The organism is Streptomyces sp. NPDC046887 (genome assembly GCF_040644755.1).
GTDB classification, from domain to species: Bacteria; Actinomycetota; Actinomycetes; order Streptomycetales; family Streptomycetaceae; genus Streptomyces; species Streptomyces lichenis.
Map to the genome: position 1 here is coordinate 58,659 of NZ_JBEYXH010000007.1, position 24,314 is coordinate 82,972.

At 73.2% G+C, this 24,314-nt stretch carries 20 protein-coding genes; 12 read left to right on the forward strand and 8 right to left on the reverse strand.

Features of this window, described 5'->3' with window-relative positions:
* Positions 1-51: 51 nt before the first annotated feature.
* Positions 52-1,461, forward strand: coding sequence for an SWIM zinc finger family protein (locus ABZ945_RS09735; RefSeq protein WP_361266469.1), 1,410 nt, complete (start codon positions 52-54; stop codon positions 1,459-1,461).
* On the forward strand, positions 1,458-4,205 hold the full coding sequence (locus ABZ945_RS09740) for a DUF6493 family protein (protein WP_361266471.1): 2,748 nt from the start codon (positions 1,458-1,460) through the stop codon (positions 4,203-4,205). Before ABZ945_RS09735 ends, ABZ945_RS09740 begins: the two co-directional genes overlap by 4 nt.
* Positions 4,206-4,235: 30 nt before the next feature.
* On the opposite strand, the gene ABZ945_RS09745 is transcribed toward ABZ945_RS09740, so the two are convergent.
* The 4 genes from ABZ945_RS09745 to ABZ945_RS09760 form a co-directional block, all read right to left on the reverse strand.
* Positions 4,236-6,515 carry a UvrD-helicase domain-containing protein gene (locus ABZ945_RS09745; protein WP_361266751.1) on the reverse strand — a complete coding sequence of 760 codons (2,280 nt, stop codon included), beginning with the start codon at positions 6,513-6,515 and terminating at the stop codon, positions 4,236-4,238.
* A gap of 226 nt (positions 6,516-6,741) precedes the next feature.
* The gene (locus ABZ945_RS09750) at positions 6,742-7,137 is read right to left on the reverse strand and encodes a hypothetical protein (RefSeq protein WP_361266473.1); all 396 of its coding nucleotides are present in this window, start codon (positions 7,135-7,137) and stop codon (positions 6,742-6,744) included.
* A gap of 79 nt (positions 7,138-7,216) precedes the next feature.
* Positions 7,217-7,531 carry a hypothetical protein gene (locus ABZ945_RS09755; RefSeq protein WP_361266475.1) on the reverse strand — a complete coding sequence of 105 codons (315 nt, stop codon included), beginning with the start codon at positions 7,529-7,531 and terminating at the stop codon, positions 7,217-7,219.
* The gene (locus ABZ945_RS09760) at positions 7,528-7,962 is read right to left on the reverse strand and encodes an ATP-binding protein (protein ID WP_361266477.1); all 435 of its coding nucleotides are present in this window, start codon (positions 7,960-7,962) and stop codon (positions 7,528-7,530) included. Before ABZ945_RS09760 ends, ABZ945_RS09755 begins: the two co-directional genes overlap by 4 nt.
* 215 nt (positions 7,963-8,177) lie before the next feature.
* Here ABZ945_RS09760 and ABZ945_RS09765 point away from each other — a divergent pair, with 215 nt between their 5' ends.
* Together ABZ945_RS09765 and ABZ945_RS09770 are read left to right on the forward strand one after the other, a co-directional pair.
* On the forward strand, positions 8,178-9,065 hold the full coding sequence (locus ABZ945_RS09765) for a helix-turn-helix transcriptional regulator (protein ID WP_361266479.1): 888 nt from the start codon (positions 8,178-8,180) through the stop codon (positions 9,063-9,065).
* Positions 9,058-9,300, forward strand: a complete 243-nt coding sequence (locus ABZ945_RS09770; protein ID WP_361266481.1) for a DUF397 domain-containing protein — start codon at positions 9,058-9,060, stop codon at positions 9,298-9,300. The genes ABZ945_RS09765 and ABZ945_RS09770 overlap by 8 nt, the downstream gene beginning before the upstream one ends.
* 71 nt (positions 9,301-9,371) lie before the next feature.
* On the opposite strand, the gene ABZ945_RS09775 is transcribed toward ABZ945_RS09770, so the two are convergent.
* The gene (locus ABZ945_RS09775; protein WP_361266483.1) at positions 9,372-10,379 is read right to left on the reverse strand and encodes an aminoglycoside phosphotransferase family protein; all 1,008 of its coding nucleotides are present in this window, start codon (positions 10,377-10,379) and stop codon (positions 9,372-9,374) included.
* Between the two features lie 80 nt (positions 10,380-10,459).
* On the reverse strand, positions 10,460-12,133 hold the full coding sequence (locus ABZ945_RS09780) for an MFS transporter (RefSeq protein ID WP_361266485.1): 1,674 nt from the start codon (positions 12,131-12,133) through the stop codon (positions 10,460-10,462).
* 122 nt (positions 12,134-12,255) lie between these two features.
* Here ABZ945_RS09780 and ABZ945_RS09785 point away from each other — a divergent pair, with 122 nt between their 5' ends.
* Positions 12,256-12,897 (forward strand): TetR/AcrR family transcriptional regulator, encoded by a 642-nt coding sequence (locus ABZ945_RS09785; RefSeq protein WP_361266487.1) that lies wholly within the window; start codon positions 12,256-12,258, stop codon positions 12,895-12,897.
* Positions 12,898-13,107: 210 nt separating this feature from the next.
* On the opposite strand, the gene ABZ945_RS09790 is transcribed toward ABZ945_RS09785, so the two are convergent.
* A complete protein-coding gene (locus tag ABZ945_RS09790; protein ID WP_361266489.1) occupies positions 13,108-14,484 on the reverse strand; it encodes a cation:dicarboxylase symporter family transporter in 1,377 nt (458 codons plus the stop codon).
* Positions 14,485-14,620: 136 nt separating this feature from the next.
* Between ABZ945_RS09790 and ABZ945_RS09795 the strand changes: the two genes are divergently transcribed.
* The 5 genes from ABZ945_RS09795 to ABZ945_RS09815 all read left to right on the forward strand — a co-directional run bounded on the left by ABZ945_RS09795 (position 14,621) and on the right by ABZ945_RS09815 (position 18,683).
* On the forward strand, positions 14,621-16,327 hold the full coding sequence (locus tag ABZ945_RS09795; protein WP_361266491.1) for a sensor histidine kinase: 1,707 nt from the start codon (positions 14,621-14,623) through the stop codon (positions 16,325-16,327).
* Positions 16,324-17,028: a response regulator gene (locus ABZ945_RS09800; RefSeq protein WP_361266493.1), complete on the forward strand. Its 705-nt coding sequence runs from the start codon at positions 16,324-16,326 to the stop codon at positions 17,026-17,028. The genes ABZ945_RS09795 and ABZ945_RS09800 overlap by 4 nt, the downstream gene beginning before the upstream one ends.
* 117 nt (positions 17,029-17,145) lie before the next feature.
* Positions 17,146-17,436, forward strand: a complete 291-nt coding sequence (locus ABZ945_RS09805; RefSeq protein ID WP_361266495.1) for an AbrB/MazE/SpoVT family DNA-binding domain-containing protein — start codon at positions 17,146-17,148, stop codon at positions 17,434-17,436.
* A gap of 22 nt (positions 17,437-17,458) precedes the next feature.
* Positions 17,459-17,776, forward strand: coding sequence for a hypothetical protein (locus tag ABZ945_RS09810; RefSeq protein WP_361266497.1), 318 nt, complete (start codon positions 17,459-17,461; stop codon positions 17,774-17,776).
* Positions 17,777-17,996: 220 nt separating this feature from the next.
* Positions 17,997-18,683: a helix-turn-helix transcriptional regulator gene (locus ABZ945_RS09815; RefSeq protein WP_361266499.1), complete on the forward strand. Its 687-nt coding sequence runs from the start codon at positions 17,997-17,999 to the stop codon at positions 18,681-18,683.
* Between the two features lie 750 nt (positions 18,684-19,433).
* Here ABZ945_RS09815 and ABZ945_RS09820 read toward each other — a convergent pair.
* On the reverse strand, positions 19,434-20,459 hold the full coding sequence (locus ABZ945_RS09820) for an ATP-dependent 6-phosphofructokinase (protein WP_361266501.1): 1,026 nt from the start codon (positions 20,457-20,459) through the stop codon (positions 19,434-19,436).
* Positions 20,460-20,851: 392 nt separating this feature from the next.
* Here ABZ945_RS09820 and pta point away from each other — a divergent pair, with 392 nt between their 5' ends.
* Together pta and ABZ945_RS09830 are read left to right on the forward strand one after the other, a co-directional pair.
* On the forward strand, positions 20,852-22,924 hold the full coding sequence (gene pta / locus ABZ945_RS09825) for a phosphate acetyltransferase (protein WP_361266503.1): 2,073 nt from the start codon (positions 20,852-20,854) through the stop codon (positions 22,922-22,924).
* Between the two features lie 53 nt (positions 22,925-22,977).
* Positions 22,978-24,222, forward strand: a complete 1,245-nt coding sequence (locus tag ABZ945_RS09830; RefSeq protein ID WP_361266505.1) for an acetate kinase — start codon at positions 22,978-22,980, stop codon at positions 24,220-24,222.
* Positions 24,223-24,314 lie beyond the last annotated feature (92 nt).

Sequence of the window (24,314 nt, forward strand, 5' to 3'; positions counted from 1 at the left end):
CCTTTTCCCTGGTCAGAACTGTTGTCAGTGGGTGGCTCTAGCGTTTTCCCCATGAGCCGATCCGTACAGGCATTCGCCTACGCACGCCCTTCCGCCCTGGTCGCCGGGGCCGGCCGTACCGCCCTGGGCCTGGAGACCGCGGGCGGGCTGACACCGGTCGGCGCGGAGGCCCATCCCAGCTTCTTCACCGGGTTCCTGACCTCGCCCCAGGTGGCCGCCAAGGGGCTGCTTGCCGTGGCCGACGTGGCCGCGGCCCGCTACTACCAGCGCACCCTGCGGGCCTCGCTGGACCCGGTGGTCACCGGCAACGGCGACCGGCTGCGCTTCGAGTCCTTCTCCGGCTGCTGCGGGGTGTACGCCCGGCTGGACGTGCTGCGGGAGGGGCTGGACGGCGCCGACACCGGCCATGGCACGACCAATGTGGACGTCAACAACCCGCTGCGGGAGGCGCTGTCCAGGCTGGCCGGGGACGAGCCGATGCATCTGCGGGTCGGCCCGGACGAGCTGGCGGTCACCACGCTGGACGGCCCGGTGGTGGAGAAGAAGGTGCCGCTGCCCGACCGCTGGCTGCGCGGGTTCGCCGAGTCCCAGGTGGTCTCGGCCGGCTTCGACCTGCGCGCCGAGCTGAGCGCCGCCGAGGCGGTGCGCTTCCTGCGCTCGCTGCCGCGCTCCGGTTCCGGTACGGGGCGGGGCCCGATGTGGGTCGTCCCGGCCGGCCGCACCCTGCGCCCCGCCACCCGGCCCGCCCCCGGCGCGGTCTGCCTGCCCGGCCCGGAGCGGCTGGTGGCGCTCCAGCGGGTGCTGCGGCACGCCACCGCGCTGCGGGTGTACGGGCCGCCGACCGGCGGGGCCGACGGGGCGGGCGTCTCCAGCGCCTGGGAGGTGGCGCTGCCCGGGATGCGGCTCACCCTGACCCTGTCGCCGGACCCGGCGCGCGGCTTCTCCGGCGAAGGCGGGGTGCTGGAGGCGCTGGCCACCGACGAGGCGGCCGGGGACGCGGAGCTGATCTCGGTGCTGCTGGCCTGGGAGCCCCGGATCGACCCGGCCGAGCTGGCCGAGCAGTCCGGGCTGAGCACGGCCCGGGTGCGCGCCGCGCTGACCCGCCTCGGCACGGCCGGCCGGGTCGGCTACGACATCGCCGACGCCGCCTACTTCCACCGCGAGCTGCCCTACGACTCCGGGCGGGCCGAGCGCCACAACCCCCGGCTGGTGAACGCCCGCGCCCTGCTCGCCGAGGGTGCGGTGGCGCTGGGCCCCGACGGTGTCGCCCAGGTGCGCTCCGGTGAACTGCGCTACCAGGTCCGCGAGTCGGCGGGCGGGGTGCTGAGCTGCACCTGCCCCTGGTGGGCCGACTACCGGGGCCGGCGCGGCCCCTGCAAGCACGCCCTCGCCGTCCGCCTCGCCCGCCGGGCCGCCGATCCCGTCAGCACCACCCATTCCCCCTCCGGAGCCACCCGATGAGCCAGACCACCGAGACGACCACCTCACCGGGGGCGATCGGCTATGTCATCGACGCCATCCGGGCCGGCCGCCATGCCTCCATCGACTCCCTGGTCGCCCGTCTCTCCCCGGATGGGCGCCGTGAGCTGGCCGGTGAACTGCCCGCTCTCCGCAAGGAGCTGCGCGACCTGTCCTGGAACGACTGGGAGCGGCGCGACGGGATGCGTGTCGCGCTGCTGCTGGCCGGTGCCGGGTGCCACACCGGCGCCGCGACCGCCGCCTCCTGGCTGGGCTCCCGGGTGCTACGGAACTGGGACGGTCTGCCCACCGAGCGGCTGCTCGCCGTCCTCGCCGACCGCGACCCGGCCTGGCTGGGCGATGTCGCCCACCGACTGGCGGCCAGGACGAGCACCGCCGAAGAGGACTACCCGCTGATCCGCGCCCTGGTCCGGCTGGCCGGCTGCCCCCTGCCGACCAGCAGCGACGGCTTCGTCCACGGCTGGGCTCGGGACATGGTCATGCTCGGTTCCGACAGCCACCGCCCCCGGATCAAGCGGCTCAGTGAGGCGCTGCGCGCGGACCCGGCCACGCCGGAGCTGGTGGCGCGGCTGTTCGAGACGGTGGAACCGGCCGACGTGCTGATCAGCTTCGGCGACCCGGAGCGGCACGAGCACTGGCCGGCGGTGCTGGCCCGGCTCGCCGCCGACGGCACCCTGGACCGGTCCATGCTGGTCCAGGGTGCCGTCTCCCGGCTGCTGCGCGGCGGCCGCCCGCAGCACCTGCGGGTCTTCACCGCCCTGCTGCGCACGCTGGACCTCACCGCGGAGGAGGAGCGGGAGCACACCGCCGACTGGATCGCCCTGGCCGCCGACGGGCCCTCCCCGCTGGCGGCCGACGCCCAGCAGGTGCTCGGGCGGCTGTGGCAGTCCGGGAAACTGCCCGCCGAACGGCTGGCGGAGCTGGCGGAGGCGGTGCTGTTCCGCCCGGAGAAGAAGCTGGTCCGCGCCCAACTGGTGCTCCTGGGCAAGGCGCTGCGCCGCGACCCGGAGGCCCGGCAGGTGCTGCTTCCCGCCACCGCCGCCGCCTTCGGCCACCAGGACACCGCCCTCCAGGAGCGCGCGCTGGCCCTGGCCACCCGGTACCTCCGCCCCGAGGACATCGCTCTGCGGGAGGAGCTGGCCGGGCAGGCGGAGCTGCTGAGCCCGACCCACCAGCCGGCCGCCGCCGCGCTCTTCGGCACCGGGCCGGAGGGAGGTGCCGCCGATGAGGTCCCCTACGAGGAGGTCCTGCCACCCGCCCCGGTGGCCCGCCGACTGCCGCCCGCGCCGGACACGGTCGCCGAGACGGTGGAGCTGGTGGTGGCGCTGGTACGGGCCGGGCAGCCGGACGCCGCCGAGTTCGAGACCGCCCTCGCCGGACTGGTCCGGCACGCCCACCGCGACCGCCAGGCGCTCGCCGAGGGCCTGGAGGGTGTGCTCGCCGACGGCTGGCGCTGGGAGACCGGCACACACGGCATGGTGGACATCGAGCGGCTGGACTGGCTGGAGGTGGTGGCCGCGGCGGTGCTCGGCCGACTGCGGACGACGGACCTGGTGGACCGGCCCCAGCCACGCAGCCACCGGCGCGGGGGCTGTGCGCACGAGGCGCGGGAGCAGGTGCTGCGGGCCCGGGTGTACGAGGTGGCGCACCGCGTGCTGACCCGCCCGCTGCCCTTCCTGCTGGCCACGCCGACCTGGCAGACCGGGACCATCGACCCGAAGGAGCTGGTCGAGCGGCTCGCCGCCTACGGCCGCCAGGGCCTGGAGCCCGCCCCCGCCGACCTCGCCCAGGCCCTGCTGCGGGTCCGCCGCGACCCGGCCACCGCGCCCTCGGCGGCGGCCCTCGGCAGCCCGGCCGGGAGACGGCTGGCGGAGTGGCTGGCCTCCCCTGCCGACCGGGCCGACCGGCTGACCCGCCGGATCGCGGAACCGGCGGGGGACGACGTCCGCCCATGGAACCGCGCCCGCGAAGGTGTCCGTCGGCTGGTGGTGGAGATCGGCGGATGGCTGGCCCCGCAGCATGAGTTCCCCCGGGAGTTCCACGCGCTCGCCCGCCCCCGGAGTGGCACCACCCAGCGCTGCTGGCACTGGGGCCGACTGGACGGCATACACCGGGCGATGCTCCCGGAGGACCGGGAGACCCAGGCCGCCTGGGCCCTTCCCGAGGTGACGGCCTGCGCCACCGCCGACGAGTCGGGCGGCTGCGCCGTACTGCCCTCACTGGCCGAGCTCGGCGGCGAGGCCGGCCCGGTGCTGCATCTGGCCGTCGCCACCGGCCTGGGCGCCCGGCACACCGAGGACCGGCTGGCGGCGGTGGACGCGCTGCTGGTGCTGGCCGCCCGGGGGGACCTGGACACCGACCGGATCGGCCGGGACCTCGCCGAACTGCTGGGCCTCGGCACGGTCAAGCCCACCCGACTGGCCGACGCGGCCCGTACGGCGGCGGCAACCGGCGCGTACGCCACCACCTGGGCGGTGCTGGCCCCCGCGCTGCCCGCCCTGCTGGCGGACGCGGGCACCGGTCCGGCCCCGCGCGGTGCGGGCGAGCTACTGGCCGTGGCCGCCGACTGCGTCGAACGGTGCGGTGCCACCGGGCCGTACACGGAGAGGCCGTACGAGGAGAGGCCGTACCCGGAGGGGCTGGACGCGGCGGCGGACCGCAGGGGCTCCTCGCAGTACGCCAGCCAGGCCCGCCGACTGCGCGCGGCGCTGGGTGGGGCGGGGTGAGCATCGGTCGGTGGCCGACATCCGGCCCCGTCAGCCGGCGGCCGCGCGGATGACGCCGAGGCGCTGGGTGGCTCGGGTCAGGGCCACATAGAGGTCGTTGACGCCGTGCGGCCCGGCGGTGGCGATGGCGTCGGGGTCGCAGACCAGTACGGTGTCGAACTCCAGCCCCTTGACCTGGCGGGGTTCCAGCACCACCACCGTCCGGGTCAGGTCGGGGGCGGCGCCGTGGGCGGCTTCCGGGAGCGCGGCGGTCAGGGCGGGGACGCGGGCCGCCGGGGCGATCACGGCGAGCCGGCCCTCGGCGGGCAGGTCCCGGCGTACGGCGGCCGCGGTGTCGGCCACCGGGTCGTCGGAGACCGTCTCCCAGGGCGGCACCCCGGTGGAGCGGACCGAGCGGGGCGGGGTGAAGTCCGGGTCCTGGGCGCGCCGCAGCTCCGCGGCGACGGCCATGATCTCGGCGGGGGTGCGGTAGTTGACGCCGAGCACCACATGTTCGTAGCGGTCGCCCACGTAGGGCTCCAGGATGTCCTGCCAGGACCCGCAGCCTGCCGCGTCGCCGGTCTGGGCCGGGTCGCCGACCAGGGTCATCGAGCGGGTGGGGATGCGCCGCATCAGCAGCCGCCAGGCCATCGCGGACAGCTCCTGCGCCTCGTCCACGATGACATGGCCGAAGGCCCAGGTGCGGTCGGCGGCGGCCCGTTCGGCGGCGCTGCGGTGGTCCTCCTCCTCGTGGCGCTCGGCGAACCGCTCGGCGTCGATGACGTCATGGGCGGAGAGCACCTCGGACTCCTCGTCCTCGAACTCGTAGGTCCGCGAGGCGTAGGAGACGTCCAGCACGCCCTGCGCGTAGGCGATCCGCTCGGTGCGGGCACGTTCGGCGGCGGCCCGGGCGGCCGAGTCGTCCTCGCCAAGGAGCTCAGCCGCCTCGTCCAGGAGCGGGACGTCGGCCTCGGTCCACGGCCCCCCGGCCGGGCCGGTCCCCGCCTCCCTGCGTACGAACTCGGCCTCGCCGCCCGGCAGATACCGTTCGGGCTCGGCCAGGAAGGCAGCCACCAGGTCCTGCGCGGTGAGGCTCGGCCACAGCTCCTCGATGGCGGCGTGCACCTCCCGGCTGGCGGCGACCTCCTTGCCGATCTGGGCGATGTCGGAGGCGTCCAGCAGGTTGGGCCCACCGTAGGGGTCGGCGCCCAGCCGCTCGGTCAGCTGCGCGGTGAGGGCGTCGATGATCCGGGTGGCGAACCGGGGCCGGGCCAGGTTGTGCGGCAGCCCGGTGGCCCGGGCGTCCCAGCGCGCGTCCTCGGCCATGTTCCGGTCGAGCAGCAGGGTGCCGTAGTCCTCGTGGTCGATCTCCAGGGGATCGCTGGTGGCGGGCACCGTCTGGTGGTCGCGCAGCACCTGGCGCAGCACCTCGGCCATCCCGGCCCGCCCCTTGATCTCGGCGGCCTCCGGGGTGTCGGCGGCGGTGACCGCCACCCCCGGGAACAGCTCGCCCAGGGTGGCCAGTAGCACCCCGGTCTCACCGAGCGCGGGCAGCACCTCGCCGATATAGCCGAGGAACGCCGGGTTGGGGCCGACGATCAGCACGGCGCGCTTGGCCAGCTGCTCCCGGTGGGCGTAGAGCAGATAGGCGGCGCGGTGCAGCGCGACGGCGGTCTTGCCGGTGCCGGGGCCGCCCTCCACGACCAGCACCCCCTGGTGCGGGGCGCGGATGATCCGGTCCTGCTCGGCCTGGATGGTCTGCACGATGTCGGTCATCCGGCCGGTCCGGGCGGCGCCGAGCGCGGCCAGCAGTACGGCGTCGGCGTCCGGGTTCTCATGGCCGGTGCGGGTGGGGTCGCCGAGGTCGAGCAGTTCGTCGTGGAGGGCGGTGACCTCGCGGCCCCGGGTGGTGAGGTGGCGCCGGCGGCGCAGCCCCATCGGGTGGTACCCGGTGGCCAGGTAGAACGGCCGGGCCACCTCGGCGCGCCAGTCGATGACCAGCGGGGTGCGCTCGGCGTCGTCCTCCCGGATACCGACCCGCCCGATGTGGTGGTCCCGCCCGTCGCGGAACTCCAGCCGCCCGAAGCACAGCCCGTGCTCACCGGCCTCGTATCCGGCGAGCAGCGCGGACTGCTCGGCGACCAGCACGTCCCGCTCCTGCCGCGCCTGGAAGCTGCTGCCACCGGCCTTGAGGGCCGCCTTCAGCGCGGCGGCGGCCTGCTCGCGGAGCCGGTCCAGCCGCGCGTACAGCCCGTCGGTGAACGCCTGCTCCGCCCGCAGCTCGGCCTCTCCCGCCCTGGCCGCCGTCCCGGCCGTCTCCGACTGCCGCATCCCCGACTGCCGCATGTCCGACTGCCGCATCTCCGGCTCCTGCGCTTGCGTTGACAATCCCACTCCCGGCGCGGTATGGTCCATGAACTGAACTTCCGTGTGCGGCTTTGTCATGCCTGCACGCACCTGCACACGAACCATGAAGCTTACGCGAAGGGGAGCCCTCGCCGCCACCGCGGCAGGGCTCCCCTTCGTCATGCCACGTCGGCGCCGCCGAGTGGACCGGTCACAAGTTCTTGGCGCTGTACGGGGGGAGGACCGCGTGGGCGGCCCGGTGCTCCTGGAGCACGACCACGGCGTCCGGGCTCGCGTTCCGGGCGACCGCGCGGGCGATCGACTGCCGGCGTTCGGCGCAGGAGGCACAGTCCGGCTCCCAGCCGGGCAGCAACTCCTCGTGTGCCACGGCCATATGGCGGATCATGGCGATCATGGAACCGACCTGGCTGTCCATCGGGTCGTAGTCCACGCCCTTCTCGCCGGTGAAGTGCATCTCCCACATCATGTCGGTGATGCGCTTCATCCGCCCGTACAACCGGACGCAGTCCTCGCAGTCGAACATCCAGGCCGGCGGCAGCGGCCACTGAAGGCGCGGATCGGGCCGGTCCTCCTGCTCATCGCTCATGCGGCGGACGGTACCGCCGCGACGGCCGGAGCATCGGAGGGTTCACCGAACTTTGGGGGAGGAAGCGGGCCGTTGTCGGCTACACCTCCGGTTCGTCGGTGATGTCCAGCCGCAGGCCGCGCGACTCGGCGATGCGCAGGACGTCCGCGAGGCATTCGCCCAGCCGGATTCCGGCGTAACGCACCTGGCTGTACGGGGACATCAGGTCCTCCAGCACCGCCTTGGACCAGGCCATCACCTCGGCGCTCCGGTCCAGTTGGGCGGCCTCCATCTCGTCGGCCAGGCACCAGAGCCGACTGGCCCGGTCATCGGTCACCAGGTAGGCGGGTTTGCCTGCGGGCGACACCCACGGCAGCAGCCGGGCCACGGAGGGAGTCCGGGGAGCCTCGTTCACCTCCTCACCGCCGCCGTCGCTTCGAGGGGAGAGGGGCTCTGCGGCGTGAAGCAGACGACCTTGCCGAGGGGCCCCAGGGCGTCCACCGTGTAGCCGGGCGCCAGCAGTTCCAGCAGGGCCAGGCCCCGGCCGCCCTCCGCGAGCGGGGAGGCGGCCCTGCGTTCCGGCAGCGAAGGCGACTCGTCCCAGACCTCGATACGGAGGCCGGGCGAGAAGAGCCGCACCCGGAAGGTCCCACTGTCGGTGTGTGTCACGGCGTTGGTCGCCACCTCGCTGACCAGCAGCTCGCAGGTCTGGAACAGCTCGGCCAGCAGCGCGGCATACGTTCCGCGCACCCACCGCCGGGCCTCGCTCACCGACTTGGGGACACTGGTGAAGGCCGCCTCGGCCAACAACCCCTCGTCGCCGTTTCCATGCTCGTGGACTTTCATGACGCCTCCCATGTGCGGGCGCGGCAGAGCCCCGCACGTGATCACTCAGCGTGCCGCACACCGATCGGTGCGTGATGGTGAGTGTGGTGCGAGGGCTAGTGCGATCGCAAGCCGTTCGCTCTAATTACCCCCGAAGGGGTTCTCCACAGGCGCCCGGGTTGTCAGTTGCGGGGAGTAGGCTTCCGGTTACTCAACAACGGGGAGGGAGGCCGCTCATGGCGGTCAACACCGCGGCCATCGTCGCCCGGCGCCGGTTCGCCGACGCCTTGAAGGCCGTCCGCGCCGCCGCGCGCACGGAGACCGGGGCCAGGGTCAAGCAGAGTGATGTGGCAGCGGCACTGGGCCGGTCCACCATCGACCGCTACTCCCGGATGGAGCGCGGAGCCACACTCCCCGATCAGGAGGAGTGGACGGCCATCGCCACGGTGCTGAACATGGACCTGGAGACCAGGGTCCGGCTGGAGACCATGCTGCGCGAGGCCCAGTCCATCGAGAGCGCCTGGTGGCGTGAGTACGAGGATGAGTTCGCGGAGTCGCTGCTGGAGTTCGTGGCGTACGAGGACGCGGCCGCGCGGATCACGGCGTGTGCGGGCAACGTACTGCCCGGCATCGTGCAGACCCGGCCGTATGCGGAGGCGGTCACGCTCAATCTCGACCGAGCGGTGCTGTCGCCGATGCAGATGGACCGCTCGGCCCAGCTCCGTGAGCAGCGGCGCGGGATCTTCGAGAAGAGCAGTCCGCCCACGGTGGAGGTCATCGTCGGTGAGGCGGCGCTCCGTCAGGAGGTGGGCGGTCGGGAGGTCATGGCAGGTCAGCTGGACTCACTGGCCGAGGACGCGGTGAGCGGCCGGATCGCACTGCGGGTCATCCCGTTCAGCGCTACCGCTACGTTGGCCTACATGCTTACGCTGCTGGAGTTCAGCGGTGCGGGTGAGAAGCCGATCGTCGCCTTTGACGCGATGACCGGTATGACCTTCCGCAAGCAGGCTCGGGAGGTGCGGGAGTTGCGTGCCTATATCGAGTCGCTGCGCGGGCTCGCCCTGCCACCGCTGGCTTCGCTGGAACTGTCGAGACGAGCAAGGAAAGAGCTGTCGCGTGGATAAGCGGGAAGCCAAGCAGGCGCTGAGGGCCCAGAGCCTGGCCGGTGCCGTCTGGACCAAGTCGGAGCTGTCCGGCGGGACAGGTCAGGACTGCCTGGAGGTGACCAAGGTCGCGGGCGGCTGGGTGCTGCGGGACTCCTTCAGCCCGGAGGACAGGATCTGGCTCACGGACTCGGAGTACGAGGCGTTCTGCGGCGGGGTCCGGGCCGGGCAGCCCGGGCTGGTGCCGGGGGTCTGAGCCGCGAGGGCTGAGAGATCCGCGTACGGCCCGCTTCTCCCGCTGGTGCGGAGGAGGCGGGCCGTTGTCGGCTATACCTCCGGTTCGTCGGCGAGGCGGAGCAGCCAGCGGGCAGCGTCCGGGGCGCCGGTAGCGGCCTCGGCGGGGAAGAGGCGGCCAAAGGAGTGGGCGCGGTGCAGGGGGGCCAGGCGCCAGGCGAGGGTGGCGGCGCGGCGGAGGTCGGGGGCGGGGAGGTGAGGGGAGGTCCACGGTTCGAGGTAGGCGTCGCGCAGTCGGGGGAGGGCGGCGGGGCCGTGGAGTTGGGCGGCGCGGCGGAGCGGGACCAGGAGGCAGCCGAAGGGGTGGGAGACGACGGCGTCGCCCCAGTCGAAGAAGGTGAAGTGGGGCGGGGCCCCGGGGGTGGCGCGGTGGAAGAGCTGGCCGTCGTGGAGGTCGGTGTGGTCCAGGGTGTCGGGTACGCCCGCTGCGGCCAGCTCCTCGGTCCAGTCGACGAGTTGGGGGCGGAGTGCGCGTAGCCGTCGGCGGTCCTCGGGGAGGAGGGCCGGGTTGGCGGCGACCAGCCGGTCGAAGACGGTGGGGAGTTCGCGGGTGCGGGCGCTGGGGACGCCGAGGGTGAGGAGGGAGTCGGCGTACGGGACGAGGGCGCGCTGGGTCTCGGCGTACTGGTGCAGTAGCTCCTCCCAGGCGGCGAGGGGGACAGGGCCGCGGGCCAGGACGTCCCGGAACAGGTCGCCGCCGGGCGGCAGCAGGGACCAGCCGCGCTCGGCGTCCACGGCGAGCGGGGTCAGGACATGGTCGGGGATCCGGCGGGCGAGGGCGGCGGTCAGCGGGCCCTCGAAGCGGCTGCCGGGCGGATTGGCCTTGAACCAGCGGGGTTCGCCATCCCGCACGGGCAGGCGGAGGAGGACGGACCAGGGGCGGAGCCGGATGCGGTCCGGGCCGGGGGTGCGCAGGCCGTGGGCCGCGAGGCCGGTGGTGATCCAGTCGAGGGCGTCGGCCCGCCAGTCGGGGTCCTCCCAGGGGGTGACCGCGTCCGGGTAGCCGGTCCGGTCGACGGTGGCCGTCTTCGTGCTGTCCATGGCGCCATCCCAGCACCGCGGGCCCCGGGACGTCATACCGTTTTCCCGGGGCCCGCGGAGGGGTGCGTACGGAGGCGTGGTCAGACGCCAGCCGGTTCGCGGGGGTGCTCGGTGTTCTGCTCGGGCGCGGGGGTGGCGTCCGGGCGGGGGCGGCGGGGCAGCAGCAGCGCCACCAGGAGGGTGCCCGCGCCGAGGACGATCGCGCCGACCAGGCTGGTGTGGGCGACCGCGTCGGAGAAGGCGGCGGTGACGGCATCGGCCATCTGGCGCGCCCCGTCGGAGAGTTGCGCGGCCTGCGCCTTGAGCTGGGCGGCCTGCTCGGGGTGGGCGGCGGCCTGCTGGAGCAGGGCCTGGGCCTTGTCGCCGACGCCCTGGGCGACCGCATAGCCGGCGCCGACCGAGTCCTGGGCGGTGTCCAGGGCGGAGGCGGGCAGCCCGCTGCCACCGGCGGCGTCGGACAGCTTGTCGGAGTAGGAGGAGGCGAGGACGGAGCCGAGTACGGCGATGCCGAGCGAGCCGCCCAGCTCCAGGGAGGTGTCGTTGACCGCGCCGCCGACGCCGAGTTCGGACTCGGGGAAGGCGCCCATGATGGCGTCGGTGCAGGGCGAGAGGGCCAGTCCAATGGCGGCGCCGAGGATGATCAGCGGGGCGACCAAGTCCCCGTACCCGCTGCCCGCGTCCACCCGGGTCAGCAGCGCCAGCGCCAGCGTGCCCAGCGCCATGCCCGCGGTGACCGTCACCTTCATGCCGAGGCGGGGGGTGAGGTAGCCGGTGAGCGCGGAGCCGACGAAGACGGCGCCGGCCAGCGGGAGCATGCGAATGCCGGTGTCCAGCGGGTCGTAGCCCAGGACGAACTGGAGGTGCTGGGTCAGGTAGTAGAAGGCGCCGAAGACGGCGAGGAAGAAGAGCGCCACGGCCAGGTTGGACCCGGCGAAGGCCCGGTTCGCGAACCGGCGCACATCCAGCAGCGGGCGCGGGTGGCGCAGCTCCCACAGGGTGAAGGCGAGCAGGGCGACGCCCGCGACGACCGCCGAGGTGACGGCCTTGGCGTCCCAGCCGAAGTGCGGTCCCTGGATGATCGCGTAGACCAGCGCACCCGCCCAGACCACGGAGAGCAGCCCGCCGACGTAGTCGATGCGGCCGTGCCGGGCGGCCTTGGACGGCGGTACGAGGGTGAGGGCGCCGACGAGGGCGAGCGCGGCCACCGGCACGTTGATCAGGAAGGTGGAGGCCCAGCCGTGGTTCTCCAGCAAAGCCCCGGCGACCAGCGGCCCGGCGGCGATGGCCAGCCCCGCGGTGGCGGTCCACAGCACGATCGCCCGGGCGCGTTCGGCGCGCGGGAAGGTGGCGGCGAGCAGGGAGAGCGTGGCCGGCATGATCATCGCGGCCCCGACGCCCATCGCGGCCCGGGCGGCGACCACCCCGGAGGAGGAGTCGGTGAGCGAGCCCGCCACCGAGGCGGCGCCGAAGACGACCAGGCCCAGGACGAGCGCGCCGCGCCGGCTGTACTTGTCGCCGATCGCGCCGAGCAGCAGCATCAGCGCCGCGTACGGGACGGTGTAGCCGTCGATGACCCACTGGAGATCGGAGCTGGTCAGCCCGAGGTCCCGGGTCATGTCGGGGGCGGCGACGGTGAGGGCGGTGTTCGCCATCACGATGATCAGCAGGCTCAGGCAGAGCACACCCAGCGCCCACCAGCGCTGGGGGTAGGGCCGGGAATCGGACTCCACCGGCTGGTTCCTGATGAGGCGCATGGCCTGGACATCCTCCGTTTCGCTTCCCATGCGGCTGTTTGCACATGGGTGTGTAAATGCACAGCACTGTGCAAGTTACGTGACTGCACAGCGATGTGCAAAACGGGGTGCAGAATGAGGGGGTGACTTCTTCGGATGTGACTCCGGCGCCCCCCTCCCCCGGCGTGCCCTCCGGCAGGGCGGATGCCAATCGGCGCCGTATCGAGCAGGTCGCCCTCGCCGAGCTGCTGCGCGACCCGGACGTCTCCATGGACCAGATCGCCCGGGCCGCCGGGGTGGTCCGGCGTACCGTCTACGGGCACTTCCCCAGCCGCGAGGCGCTGATCGCCGCCCTGGTGGACAGCGCGGTGGAGTCGGTCGCCCAGGCACACGCGGCCGGGCGGGACGGGGTGGACGACCCGGCGGAGGCGGTCGCCCGGGCCACCCTGAACGCCTGGCGGGTCGCCGACCGCTACCGGCTGCTGGTCGCCCTCGCGCAGCGGAGCGTCACCATGGAGGGGATCAGGCAGCGGCTCGCCCCGGTCCGGCGCAGTTGCGCGGATCTGCTGCAACGGGGACTGGACGAGGGGGTGTTCAGCTCCCCGCTGCCCGCGGCGGCGCTCGCCTACGTCCATGAGCAGGTGCTGTTCGGGCTGATGGAGGCGGTCAACGCGGGCACCCTGCCGCCCGGCAAGGCCGGCCGATCGGCGGCGGTGACGGTACTGATCTCGGCGGGTGTTCCGCCGGAGCGGGCCACCGAGCTGGTGGCGGGGCTCGCGGAGTGAGACGGCGACGGCCCTGAGGCGTGCGCCCGGATGTCGGTTCCGGAGCCGGAACAGGCGTGAGCGGCCGCGCGGGAGGGGGGATCCCGCGCGGCCGCGTATGGGGGGCGGGGCCGTCACCCGGAGGGGCGTCGGCCGGAGGGGCGTCGGCCGCCCGGAGGACCGTGGCCGTGGCGGCCGTAACCCTCGGGGCCGTACCCCCGCGAGGCGGTGTCAGACCTTGGCCGGCTCCCGGCGGTCGGGGGCGCCGCCCTCGTCGTCGGTGGCGGGGGCCGCGTCCGCGTCATCACGGGGCGTGTCGCCGTGGTCGTCCACCAAAGTGCGCTCGTCGAAGGGCACCCGGCCGGCCAGCACCTCGGCGGCGCGCTCCTTGTCGATCTCCTTGGTCCAGGTGCCGACCAGCACCGTGGCGACCGCGTTGCCCGCGAAGTTGGTCAGCGCGCGGGCCTCGCTCATGAAGCGGTCGATGCCCACGATCAGACCCACCCCGTCCACCAGGCCCGGCTTGTGCGACTGGAGGCCGCCGGCCAGGGTGGCGAGCCCGGCGCCGGTGACGCCCGCAGCACCCTTGGAGGCGATGATCATGAAGACCAGCAGCGAGATCTGCTCGCCGACCGAGAGCGGGTCGCCCATCGCCTCGGCCACGAAGAGCGAGGCCATGGTCAGATAGATCGCGGTGCCGTCCAGGTTGAAGGAGTAGCCGGTCGGGACGGTGATGCCGACCACGGGCTTGCTGACGCCCATGTGCTCCATCTTGGCGATCAGCCGGGGCAGCGCCGACTCGGACGAGGAGGTGGAGAGGATCAGCAGGAACTCGCGCCCCAGGTACTTCAGCAGCGCGACGATGTTGATGCCCGCCACCAGCCGCAGCAGGGTGCCGAGCACCAGGAAGATGAAGATCGCGCAGGTGGCATAGAAGCCGATCATGATGATGGCCAACGACTTCAGGGCGTCCACCCCGGTCTCCCCGACCACCGCCGCGATCGCGCCGAACGCGCCCACCGGCGCGGCCCACATGATCATCGCCAGGATGCGGAAGACCAGCCGCTGGATGTGCCCGATGCCGCGCAGCACCGGCTCGCCGGAGCGGCCCATCGCCTGGAGCGCGAAGCCCGCGAGCAGCGCGACCAGCAGGGTCTGGAGCACCTCGCCCTCGGTGAACGCGGAGACGATCGTCTTGGGGATGACCCCGAGCAGGAAGTCGACCGTGCCCTCGCTGGCACCGGCGGCCTGCTGCTCGCCGACCTTCGCGGCCTCGTCGGTCAGCTTCAGGCTGGCGCCCGGCTCCAGCAGGTTGCCCACCACCAGACCGATGGCCAGCGCCACCGTGGACATGACCATGAAGTAGCCGAGGGCCAGCCCGCCGACCGCGCCGACCTTGGCGGCCTTGCGGACCGAGCCGACGCCCAGCACGATCGTGCAGAAGATGATCGGCGAGATCATCATCTTGATCAGGTTCACAAAGCCGGTGCCCAGCGGCTTGAGCTCCACCGCCACCCCGGGGGCGAGGAAGCCTACGGCGATGCCGAGGACGACCGCCGCGATGACGGCCAGATAGAGATAGTGGGTACGGTCTCGTCGTGCGGCCACTGCGTCCTCCTACGGATGAGTCGCTCCACGTCCCGGTGGATCGATCCCGGAGACCATCTCTCACCTTGTGTCGCCGGTCACCCTTGCGTACGTTTCGTTCACGCCGCCCGTACTCTCCCTCTCTCCCGTTTGCGCTATGCACCTCTCCCTTCGCCCCCGCCGCCGAGGCGCCGGCCGCCGGCCGCCGCGCAGCCTGGCCGGCCAGCTGTTCGCCATGCAGGTGGTGCTGGTGGCCGCGATCGTCGCGGGCTGCGCGGTCTTCGCGTACCTCACCGATCGCGGGCAGGCCGAGGAGACCGCGCGCCGCCAGGCGACCGCCACCGCGACCGCCGTGGCCCGCTCCCCGGCCGTGGTGGCGGCGATCCGCTCCGGCGAGCCGACCGCCGCGCTCCAGCGGTACGCGGTGTCGCTGACCGGGCAGGAGGGGGTCGACTTCGTGACGATCATGTCGCCGGACGGCATCCGCTGGACGCACCCGGACCCCGCGCAGATCGGTCGCCCGTATCTCGGTCATATCGAGCGGGCGCGGCAGGGGCGGACGTACTCGGAGACCTACCCCGGCACCCTCGGCCCCTCGGTGCGGACCGTGGTCCCGGTGTACGACGGCCAGGGGGTGGTGGGCCTGGTCAGTGCGGGCATCACCATCGAGCGGATCAGCGCGCAGATCCGGGGCCAGCTGACCGCGCTGCTCGGGATGGCGGGCGCCGCCCTCGCGCTCGGCGGCCTCGGCACGTATGTCATCAACGCCCGGCTGCGGCGGCACACCCATGGGATGAACGCGGGCGAGCTGAGCCGGATGCACGACTACCACGAGGCCGCGCTGCACGCGGTGCGCGAGGGGCTGGTGATGCTGGACGGCCAGCGCCGGATCGCGCTGGTCAACGACGGGGCACGGGAGCTGCTGGGGCTGGCCGGGCGGGAGGTGGTGGGGGCCCGGGTGGACGAGCTGGGGCTGCCGGCCTCGCTCACCGGGGCGCTGCTGAGCGGCGGGCCGCGGGTGGACGAGCTGCATCTGACCGCCGACCGGCTGCTGGTGGTCTCCACCCGCCCGGTGGTCGGCGGTGAGCGGCGCGGCACGGTGGTGACGCTGCGGGACCACACCGAGTTGCAGGCGCTCTCCGGGGAGCTGGACTCGGAGCGCGGCTTCACCCAGGCGCTGCGCTCGCAGGCGCACGAGGCGGCGAACCGGCTGCACACCGTGGTCTCGCTGATCGAGTTGGGCCGGGTGGCGGAGGCGGTGGAGTTCGCCACGGCGGAGCTGGAGCTGGCCCAGGCGCTCACCGACCGGGTGGTGGACGCGGTCGGCGAGCCGGTGCTCGCGGCGCTGCTGCTGGGCAAGGCGGCGGAGGCCAACGAGCGGGGCGTGGAGTTCGTACTGACCGAGGACAGCCGCATCGACGACGGCGTACTGCCGCCGACGCTGCCGTCCCGGGACCTGGTGACCATCCTGGGCAATCTGATCGACAACGCGCTGGAGGCGGCGGGGCGCTCCGAGGCGGGCTCCCGGGTGACGGTGACCGCCCGCGCCGACGCGGACGAGCTGCTGCTGAGCGTCGCCGACACCGGCCCGGGCATCGGCCCCGGCGACCGGGACGCGGTCTTCGAACGCGGCTGGTCCACCCGGGGCGCCGGCCGCGGCCTCGGCCTCGCCCTGGTCCGCCAGGCGGTGCACCGCGGCGGCGGCACCATCGACCTCGGCACGGACACCGGTACGGGGCCGGGCTCCGACTCCGGTACGCGTACGGGTACGGGCTCCGGCGCGCGGTTCACCGTACGGCTGCCGCTGCGCACCCCCGAGGCGGCCTCCGCCCCGAACGCCCCGTCCCCGGAGGCCCGCCCATGACCGGCAACCAGGGGCCAGGGCCCATCCGGGTGCTGGTGGTCGAGGACGACCCGGTGGCCGCCGACGCGCACGCGCTGTACGCCGGTCGGGTGCCGGGCTTCTCGGTCGTCGGCACCGCCCACTCGCGGGCCGCCGCGGCCCGGCTGCTGGAGCGGACCCCCGTCGATCTGATCCTGCTGGACCTCTACCTGCCCGACGGCCATGGGCTGCACCTGCTCCGCTCGCTGCGGGCGGCCGGGCACCACGCCGATGTCATCGCCGTCACCTCGGCCCGCGATCTCTCCGTGGTCCGGGAAGGCGTCTCGCTCGGAGTGGTCCAGTACGTGCTGAAACCCTTCACCTTCGCCACCCTGCGGGACCGGCTGGTGCGGTACGCCGAGTTCCGGGCGGCCGCCGGGGAGGCCTCCGGCCAGGAGGAGGTGGACCGGGCGCTCGCCGCCCTGCGCACCCCGCAGCCGGCCGCCCTGCCCAAGGGCCTGAGCGCCCCGACCCTCACCGCGGTGACCGGCGCCCTGCGCGCCTCGGACACCGGTATGACCGCCGCCGAGGCCGGCACCGCCGTCGGCATCTCCCGCATCACGGCCCGCCGCTATCTGGAGCACCTGGTCGACACCGGCCGCGCCGACCGCAACCCCCAGTACGGCCAGGTGGGTCGACCGGAATTCCAGTACCGCTGGGTCAGCGGGACGGCGGGGCGCTGACGCGCACCCGCTCACCTTGTACCTCCGCTTTAGCCCTCCCTTTAGCCCTCCCTTTAACCTTCCCTGCGGTAGGCTGAATGTTGGAAAGTGAGAAAGTCTCGACGTAGGAGGTACCGTATGACTACTACCACCTACCACGCCAACGTGCGCGAGAAGGGCCAGTTGACGTTGCCCGCAGGCGTACGCGAGGCGCTGGGGGTCTCCCCGGGCGACGAGCTGGAGTTCACCGTTCGTGACGGCGTGGTGGAGGTCCACGGCCTGACCAAGATCCGCGCCGACCAGAAGTGGTTCTGGTCGGAGGCATGGCTGGAGGGCGAGCGCGAGGCGACCGCGGACATCGCAGCCGGGCGCACCACCCTCCACGAGGACGCGGACGACATGTTCGCGCACCTCGACAAGGAGAGCTGACCCCGAGCACCTGGAGGCCCTGTTGCCGACCTTCGCAACGACCGCCCGGTTCGAGCGTGACTTCAAGAGGCTGTCCGCACAGGAGAAGGAACGCTTCAAGGAGACCATCCGGACCAAGTTCGTTCCGGATATGACGACTGGGCGGTTTCGACCTGGCCTCCGGGTCAAGCCGGTGCAGGGCGTCAGACTCCCCGCCGGCGAGCATCCCGTCATGGAGATGACCTGGGCGCCCGACGGACGGGCCACCTGGCAGTTCGGTAAGGAACTGCGTGAGGGTGAGCCGCACGTCATCTGGCGCCGGGTCGGTGGGCACGAGATCTTCGATCCCGGCCCCGCCTGACGGGACGGAGCCCGGCATCCCTCTCGGATGGCGGGCTTCGCGCATCCGCGACCACACCGGCCGCAACGGGCCCTCCTTTCAGCGTGCGCGCTGGTTCGAACGAGCCGGTAAATTACCGACAGGTAGGCTCCAGGTGGGGCGTTCTGGACGTTCCTACGACTTCTGGCCTTGGGTGAACACACCGTAGCCAGCTGTCACGGTGCGCTTCTACCGTGTGCGCGTGCACCCCTCCCCACCTTCACCACCGTTCAACGCCCTCGCCGCGCGTCGGCTGCGCGAGGCGCTGGGTATGGCTCCCGCTCATGTGGCGTACGGGCTCCGCGCGCAGTACGGCCTCGGTGTCGCTCCCGAGACCGTGATCGCCTGGGAGCGCGGCCACGCCTCGCCCGACGCCCGTGAACTCAGCGCCCTCGCCGGGGTGCTGTGGTGTTCACCGGGTGAGCTGCTGGCCGCCGCGACCACCCTGCGGGAGCACCGGATCGCCCGCGCGGTCGCCCCCGCGGACCTGGCGCGCCGGCTGGGCATGGAGCTCAAGGCGTACCTCCGGGTGGAGGAGACCGGCCGCTGGCGCGGCACCGAACGCCAGACCGCCGCGCTCGCCGAGGCGCTCTCGCTCGGACCGCGCGAGCTGCTGGAGGCCACCGGCCGCTCCGAGGAGCTGTCCGACCTGCTGCGCAGTGCGGCGACCACCCGCTGGCAGGCCTATGTGAAGCCGATCGCGAAGCTGCTGCCGATCCCCCGCCACCGGCTGGAGGAGGTGCTCCAGCGGCTGCACGCCGACTACCAGGCGCGCATGGTGTCGACCAACAGCTGGGGTTCGGACGTGACCGGTGGCAGCGGCGGCGAGGCCGGCCGCGAGTATCTGGCCCGGGTGGTGGACCACTTCTGGGAGCACGCCCGGATGTGACCTGGGGAGGGGCGTGGACGGCACCGGGCTCTCCGGGGGCACCGGGTGCCCGGCCGCGTCCCCCAGGACGTACAGCACCACGGTGGTGACGGCTATCAGCAGCGCGACCACGGCCAGCACCGGTATCAGCACGGTGTCCCACCGCCCGGGCTCCGGGGGGATCCCGGGCACCCGGTCCTCGTCGTCGTCCGGCGGCTGGGGTGCGATGTCGGAGAGGTCCCAGGTGACCGGCCCCGGTCGATCCTCCGGAAGGGGCTCCTCCTGGTCGCCGAAGGCCGCGGCGGAGGGGTGGCCTCGACCGGGCTCCTCGGCCTCGGGGCCGTGCCCGGGGCCGCACCCGTCCGCTCGTCCACCGGCCATCCGTCCGCCCCCTCAGCCTCCGCCCCGTCCGGCACAGCCTGCGACCGGGACAGGCCGCGCTCAAGAGGGGAACACGCCGATTCGGCCACCGGGAACGGGCCGGTCACCGCCTTGCGGACACCCGGAGCGGGGCCCCTGGCCTACGGCGCGTGGGCAGCCCACGTGCCGTACGGCCGCGAGCACGGCCGGCGTGAAAGGCCCCGCAAGCCCCGCAGCCCGCAAGCACGCGGACGCGCACAGCCCACCTCGACCAGCCACGGGCCGGAAGCCGGGCCCGGCCGGTCCCGCCCCGGCGGACCCGCGGTCCACCGCGAAAGGCCCCGCGATGCGCGTGACCTCGCCCCCGCCGTGCCCGCGCGAACCCCGCCCCCGCCGTGCCCGCGCGACCCCTCAGAAAACCGACTCGGCCTCGTACATCCGGTCCTCCGGCACCGTCTTCAGCCGGGTCACCGCGTGCGCCAGCGGGGCCATGACCACGTCCGTGCCGCGCAGTGCCGTCATCTTGCCGAACTCGCCCCGGTGCGCCGCCTCCACGGCGTGCCAGCCGAAGCGGGTGGCGAGGACGCGGTCGTACGCGGTGGGGGTGCCGCCGCGCTGGACGTGGCCGAGGATCACCGGGCGGGCCTCCTTGCCGAGGCGCCGCTCCAGCTCCTTGGCCAGCCGGTTGCCGATGCCCTGGAAGCGCTCGTGGCCGAACTGGTCGATGGCGCCCTTCTCGTACTCCATCGAGCCGCTGGCCGGGTGCGCGCCCTCGGCGACGCAGATGACCGCGAACTTCTTGCCGCGGGAGAAGCGCTCCTCCACCATTTTGACCAGGTCGTCCACCTGAAAGGGCCGCTCGGGCAGGCAGATGCCGTGCGCTCCGCCCGCCATCCCGGACTCCAGGGCGATCCACCCGGCGTGCCGCCCCATGACCTCGACGACCATGACCCGCTGGTGGGACTCGGCGGTGGTCTTGAGACGGTCTATGGCCTCGGTGGCCACCATCACCGCCGTGTCGAAGCCGAAGGTCCGATCGGTGGCGGAGATGTCGTTGTCGATGGTCTTCGGCACCCCGACGACCGGCATCCCGGCCTCCGAGAGCATCCGGGCGGCGGTCAGCGTGCCCTCGCCGCCGATCGGGATCAGCACATCGATCCCGTACCGCCTCTGCAGCTCGTCGCAGTTCTCCGCGGCCTCCCGCAGCCGGGTCCGCTCCAGCCGGGCGGAGCCGAGGATGGTGCCGCCGCGCACCAGGATGCCGCTGACCGCGTCGAGGTCCAGCGGCCGGTAGTGGCCGTCCAGCAGCCCCTTGAAACCGTCCTCGAAGCCGATGACCTCGTCGCCGTGGCCGGTCATGGCGCGATGCACGACCGACCGGATCACCGCGTTCAGACCGGGGCAGTCGCCGCCTGCCGTGAGGACTCCGATGCGCATCGTGCGTCTCTCCCGCTCGGTAGGGATCGGTGGGGATGGTCACTGGGGATCAGTGGGAACCAGTGGAAATCACTGAAACCAGTGGGAAATACAGGGCTCGGGGGCGCGTACGGGCTCGGTTCGGGGAACGTACGGGCCTTCCCGAATTGTCCCACGGCGGGCGGGCGCACCGTGCCCCCGGACCCCCGTGTCCGGCCGCCCGGCGGGGTCCCGGCGACCGCCCTGGCCAGGGCGCGCCCTACTCAGCGTCAGGGGTATTGTCAAGGGGGTATTTGCCCTCCGAAGTCTCCGAACGGCGTCCTTCTGAGACCCCCGGTATCCGGGTACCCGGGTACCCGGGTCCGCCGGAGCGCTTCGGGGAGCGCATCGAGAGACGCGACGGGAGAGCTTGCGTGGCGCGCAGCGTGTACGTGACCGGGATCGACCGCGGGGACGGCCGCCAGGTCGTGGAGCTGGGAGTCATGGAGCTCCTGACCCGCCAAGTGGACCGGGTGGGGGTGTTCCGGCCGCTGGTGCACGACGGGCCGGACCGGCTGTTCGACCTGCTGCGGGTGCGCTACCGGCTGTCCCAGGACCCGGCCACCGTCTACGGGATGGACTACCACGAGGCCACCGCGCTCCAGGCCGAGAAGGGCATCGACGAGCTGGTGTCCACGCTGGTGGAGCGGTTCCACCGGGTGGCGCGGGAGTACGAGGTGGTGCTGGTCCTCGGCACCGACTTCGCCGCCACCCAGCTGCCCGAGGAGCTGGCGCTCAACGCCCGGCTGGCCAACGAGTTCGGCGCCACCGTGATAGCCGTGGTCGGCGGCAAGGGGCAGAGCGCGGAGTCGGTGCGGGCCGAGACCCGCAACGCCTTCCGGGCGTACGAGAGCCTGGGCTGCGACGTCATCGCCATGGTCGCCAACCGGGTGGCCGCGACCGACCGGGCCGCGATCGCCGAGCGGCTGGAGTCGCAGCTGCCGGTGCCCAGCTACGTACTGCCGGACGAGCCCGCGCTCTCCGCGCCGACCGTCTCGCAGATCGCCCACCATCTGGGCGCCGAGGTCGTGCTCGGCGACGACTCGGGGCTGGCCCGGGACGCGCTGCACTTCGTCTTCGGCGGCGCGATGCTGCCGAACTTCCTCAACGCGCTGACCCCCGGCTGCCTGGTGGTCACCCCCGGCGACCGGGCCGATCTGGTGGTGGGGGCGCTCGCCGCGCACTCGGCCGGTACGCCGCCGATCGCGGGGGTGCTGCTCACCCTGGACGAGCGGCCGCCCGCCGAGGTGCTGACGTTGGCCGCGCGGCTGGCGCCGGGCACCCCGGTGCTGTCGGTGAGCGGCACCAGCTTCCCGACCGCCGCCGAGCTGTTCTCGCTGGAGGGCAAGCTGAACGCGGCCACCCCGCGCAAGGCGGAGACCGCGCTCGGGCTGTTCGAACGACACGTGGACACCGGGGCGCTGCTGAAACGGTTCTCGGTGGCCAGCAGCGGCCGGGTGACCCCGATGATGTTCGAGCACACCCTGCTGGAGCAGGCCCGGGCGGACCGACGCCGGGTGGTGCTGCCCGAGGGCACCGAGGAGCGGGTGCTGCGCGCGGCCGACGTCCTGGTGCGCCGGGCGGTGTGCGATCTGACCCTGCTCGGCCCGGTGGAGGCCGTCCGCAAGAAGGCCGCGGACCTCGGTATCGACCTGGGCCCCACCCAGATCATCGACCCGGCCACCTCCGAGCTGCGCCAGCGCTTCGCCGAGCGGTACGCGGAGCTGCGCGCCCACCGCGGGGTCTCGGTGGAGCTGGCATACGACGTGGTCTCGGACGTCAACTACTTCGGCACCCTGATGGTGCAGGAGGGGCTGGCCGACGGGATGGTGTCGGGCTCGGTGCACTCCACGGCGGCCACCATCCGCCCCGCCTTCGAGATCATCAAGACCAAGCCGGGGGCCTCGATTGTCTCCTCGGTCTTCTTCATGTGCCTGGCCGACGAGGTGCTGGTGTACGGCGACTGCGCGGTCAACCCGGACCCCAACGCCGAGCAGCTGGCCGACATCGCGGTGCAGTCGGCGGCGACCGCGGCGCGCTTCGGGGTGGAGCCGCGGATCGCGATGCTCTCGTACTCCACCGGCACCTCCGGCACCGGCGCGGACGTGGACAAGGTGCGCGAGGCGACCGAGCTGGTGCGCGCCGCCCACCCGGAGCTGCGGATCGAGGGCCCGATCCAGTACGACGCGGCGGTGGAGCCCTCGGTGGCGGCGACCAAGCTGCCGGAATCGGAGGTGGCCGGCCGGGCCACGGTGCTGATCTTCCCGGACCTCAACACCGGCAACAACACCTACAAGGCCGTGCAGCGTTCGGCCGGGGCGGTGGCGGTCGGCCCGGTCCTCCAGGGTCTGCGCAAGCCGGTCAACGACCTCTCGCGGGGCGCGCTGGTGAGCGACATCGTCAACACGGTCGCCATCACCGCGATCCAGTCCCAGGGCGCCTCATGAACGCGCCCGCCGAACCCGGAACTCCCACCCCCGTACCAGAAGGCCACCCCACCGTGACTGACTCCCCCTCCCCCACCCGGGTGCTCGTCCTCAACTCCGGCTCCTCCTCGCTGAAGTACCAGCTGCTCGACATGGGCGACGGCACCCGGCTGGCGGCCGGACTGGTGGAGCGGATCGGCGAAGCCTCCTCCCGGATCGCGCACACCCCGCTGGGGCCGGACGCCGGGGAGAGGCGGGAGCGCACCGCGGAGGTCGCCGACCACGACGCGGCGCTGAAGGCGGTCGCCGAGGAGCTGTCGGCGGACGGGGTGGGCCTGGACTCCCCCGAGCTGGCGGCGATCGGCCACCGGGTGGTGCACGGCGGGCTGAAGTTCTCCGAGCCGACCGTGGTCACCGACGAGGTGCTGGCCGAGATCGAGCGGCTGGTGCCGGTGGCGCCGCTGCACAACCCGGCGAACATCACCGGCATCCGTACGGCGATGGCGCTGCGGCCGGACCTGCCGCAGGTGGCGGTCTTCGACACCGCCTTCCACACCACGATGCCGGAGTACGCGGCCCGGTACGCGATCGACACCGAGACCGCGGACGCGCACCGGATCCGGCGCTACGGCTTCCACGGCACCTCACACGCGTATGTCTCGGCCCGTACCGCGAAGCTGCTGAACCGGGACCCGGCCGAGGTCAATGTGATCGTGCTGCACCTGGGCAACGGCGCCTCGGCGTCGGCGGTGGCGGGCGGCCGGTGCGTGGACACCTCGATGGGGCTGACCCCGCTGGAGGGGCTGGTGATGGGCACCCGCTCCGGTGACCTGGACCCGGCGGTCGTCTTCCACCTGGAGCGCAACGCAGGAATGTCGAACGACGAGATCGACGCCCTGCTGAACAAGAAGAGCGGCCTGGTGGGGCTCTGCGGCGACAACGACATGCGGGAGATCCGGCGGCGGATCGACGAGGGCGACGAGCGGGCGCGGCTCGCTTTCGACGTCTACATCCACCGGCTGAAGAAGTACATCGGCGCCTACTACGCGGTGCTGGGGCGGGTGGACGCGGTGGTGTTCACCGCCGGGGTCGGGGAGAACGCGGCCGAGGTGCGGGCGGCCGCGGTGGAGGGCCTGGCGGAGCTGGGGCTGGCGGTGGACGCGGGGCTGAACGCGGTGCGCTCGGGCGAGCCGCGGCTGATCTCCCCGGAGTACGCGCGGGTCGCGGTGGCCGTGGTGCCGACCGACGAGGAGCTGGAGATCGCCCGGCAGAGCTACGCCCTGGTGCGGGACACAGACGCCCGGCCCGGCGGGGAGTGAGTTCCCCGGCACCACAGGGAGTGAGTTCCCCGGGCGGCGGACAGCAGCATCAGCAGAACCGGATAAAGGGAATAGAGCACGCGTGGGCACGG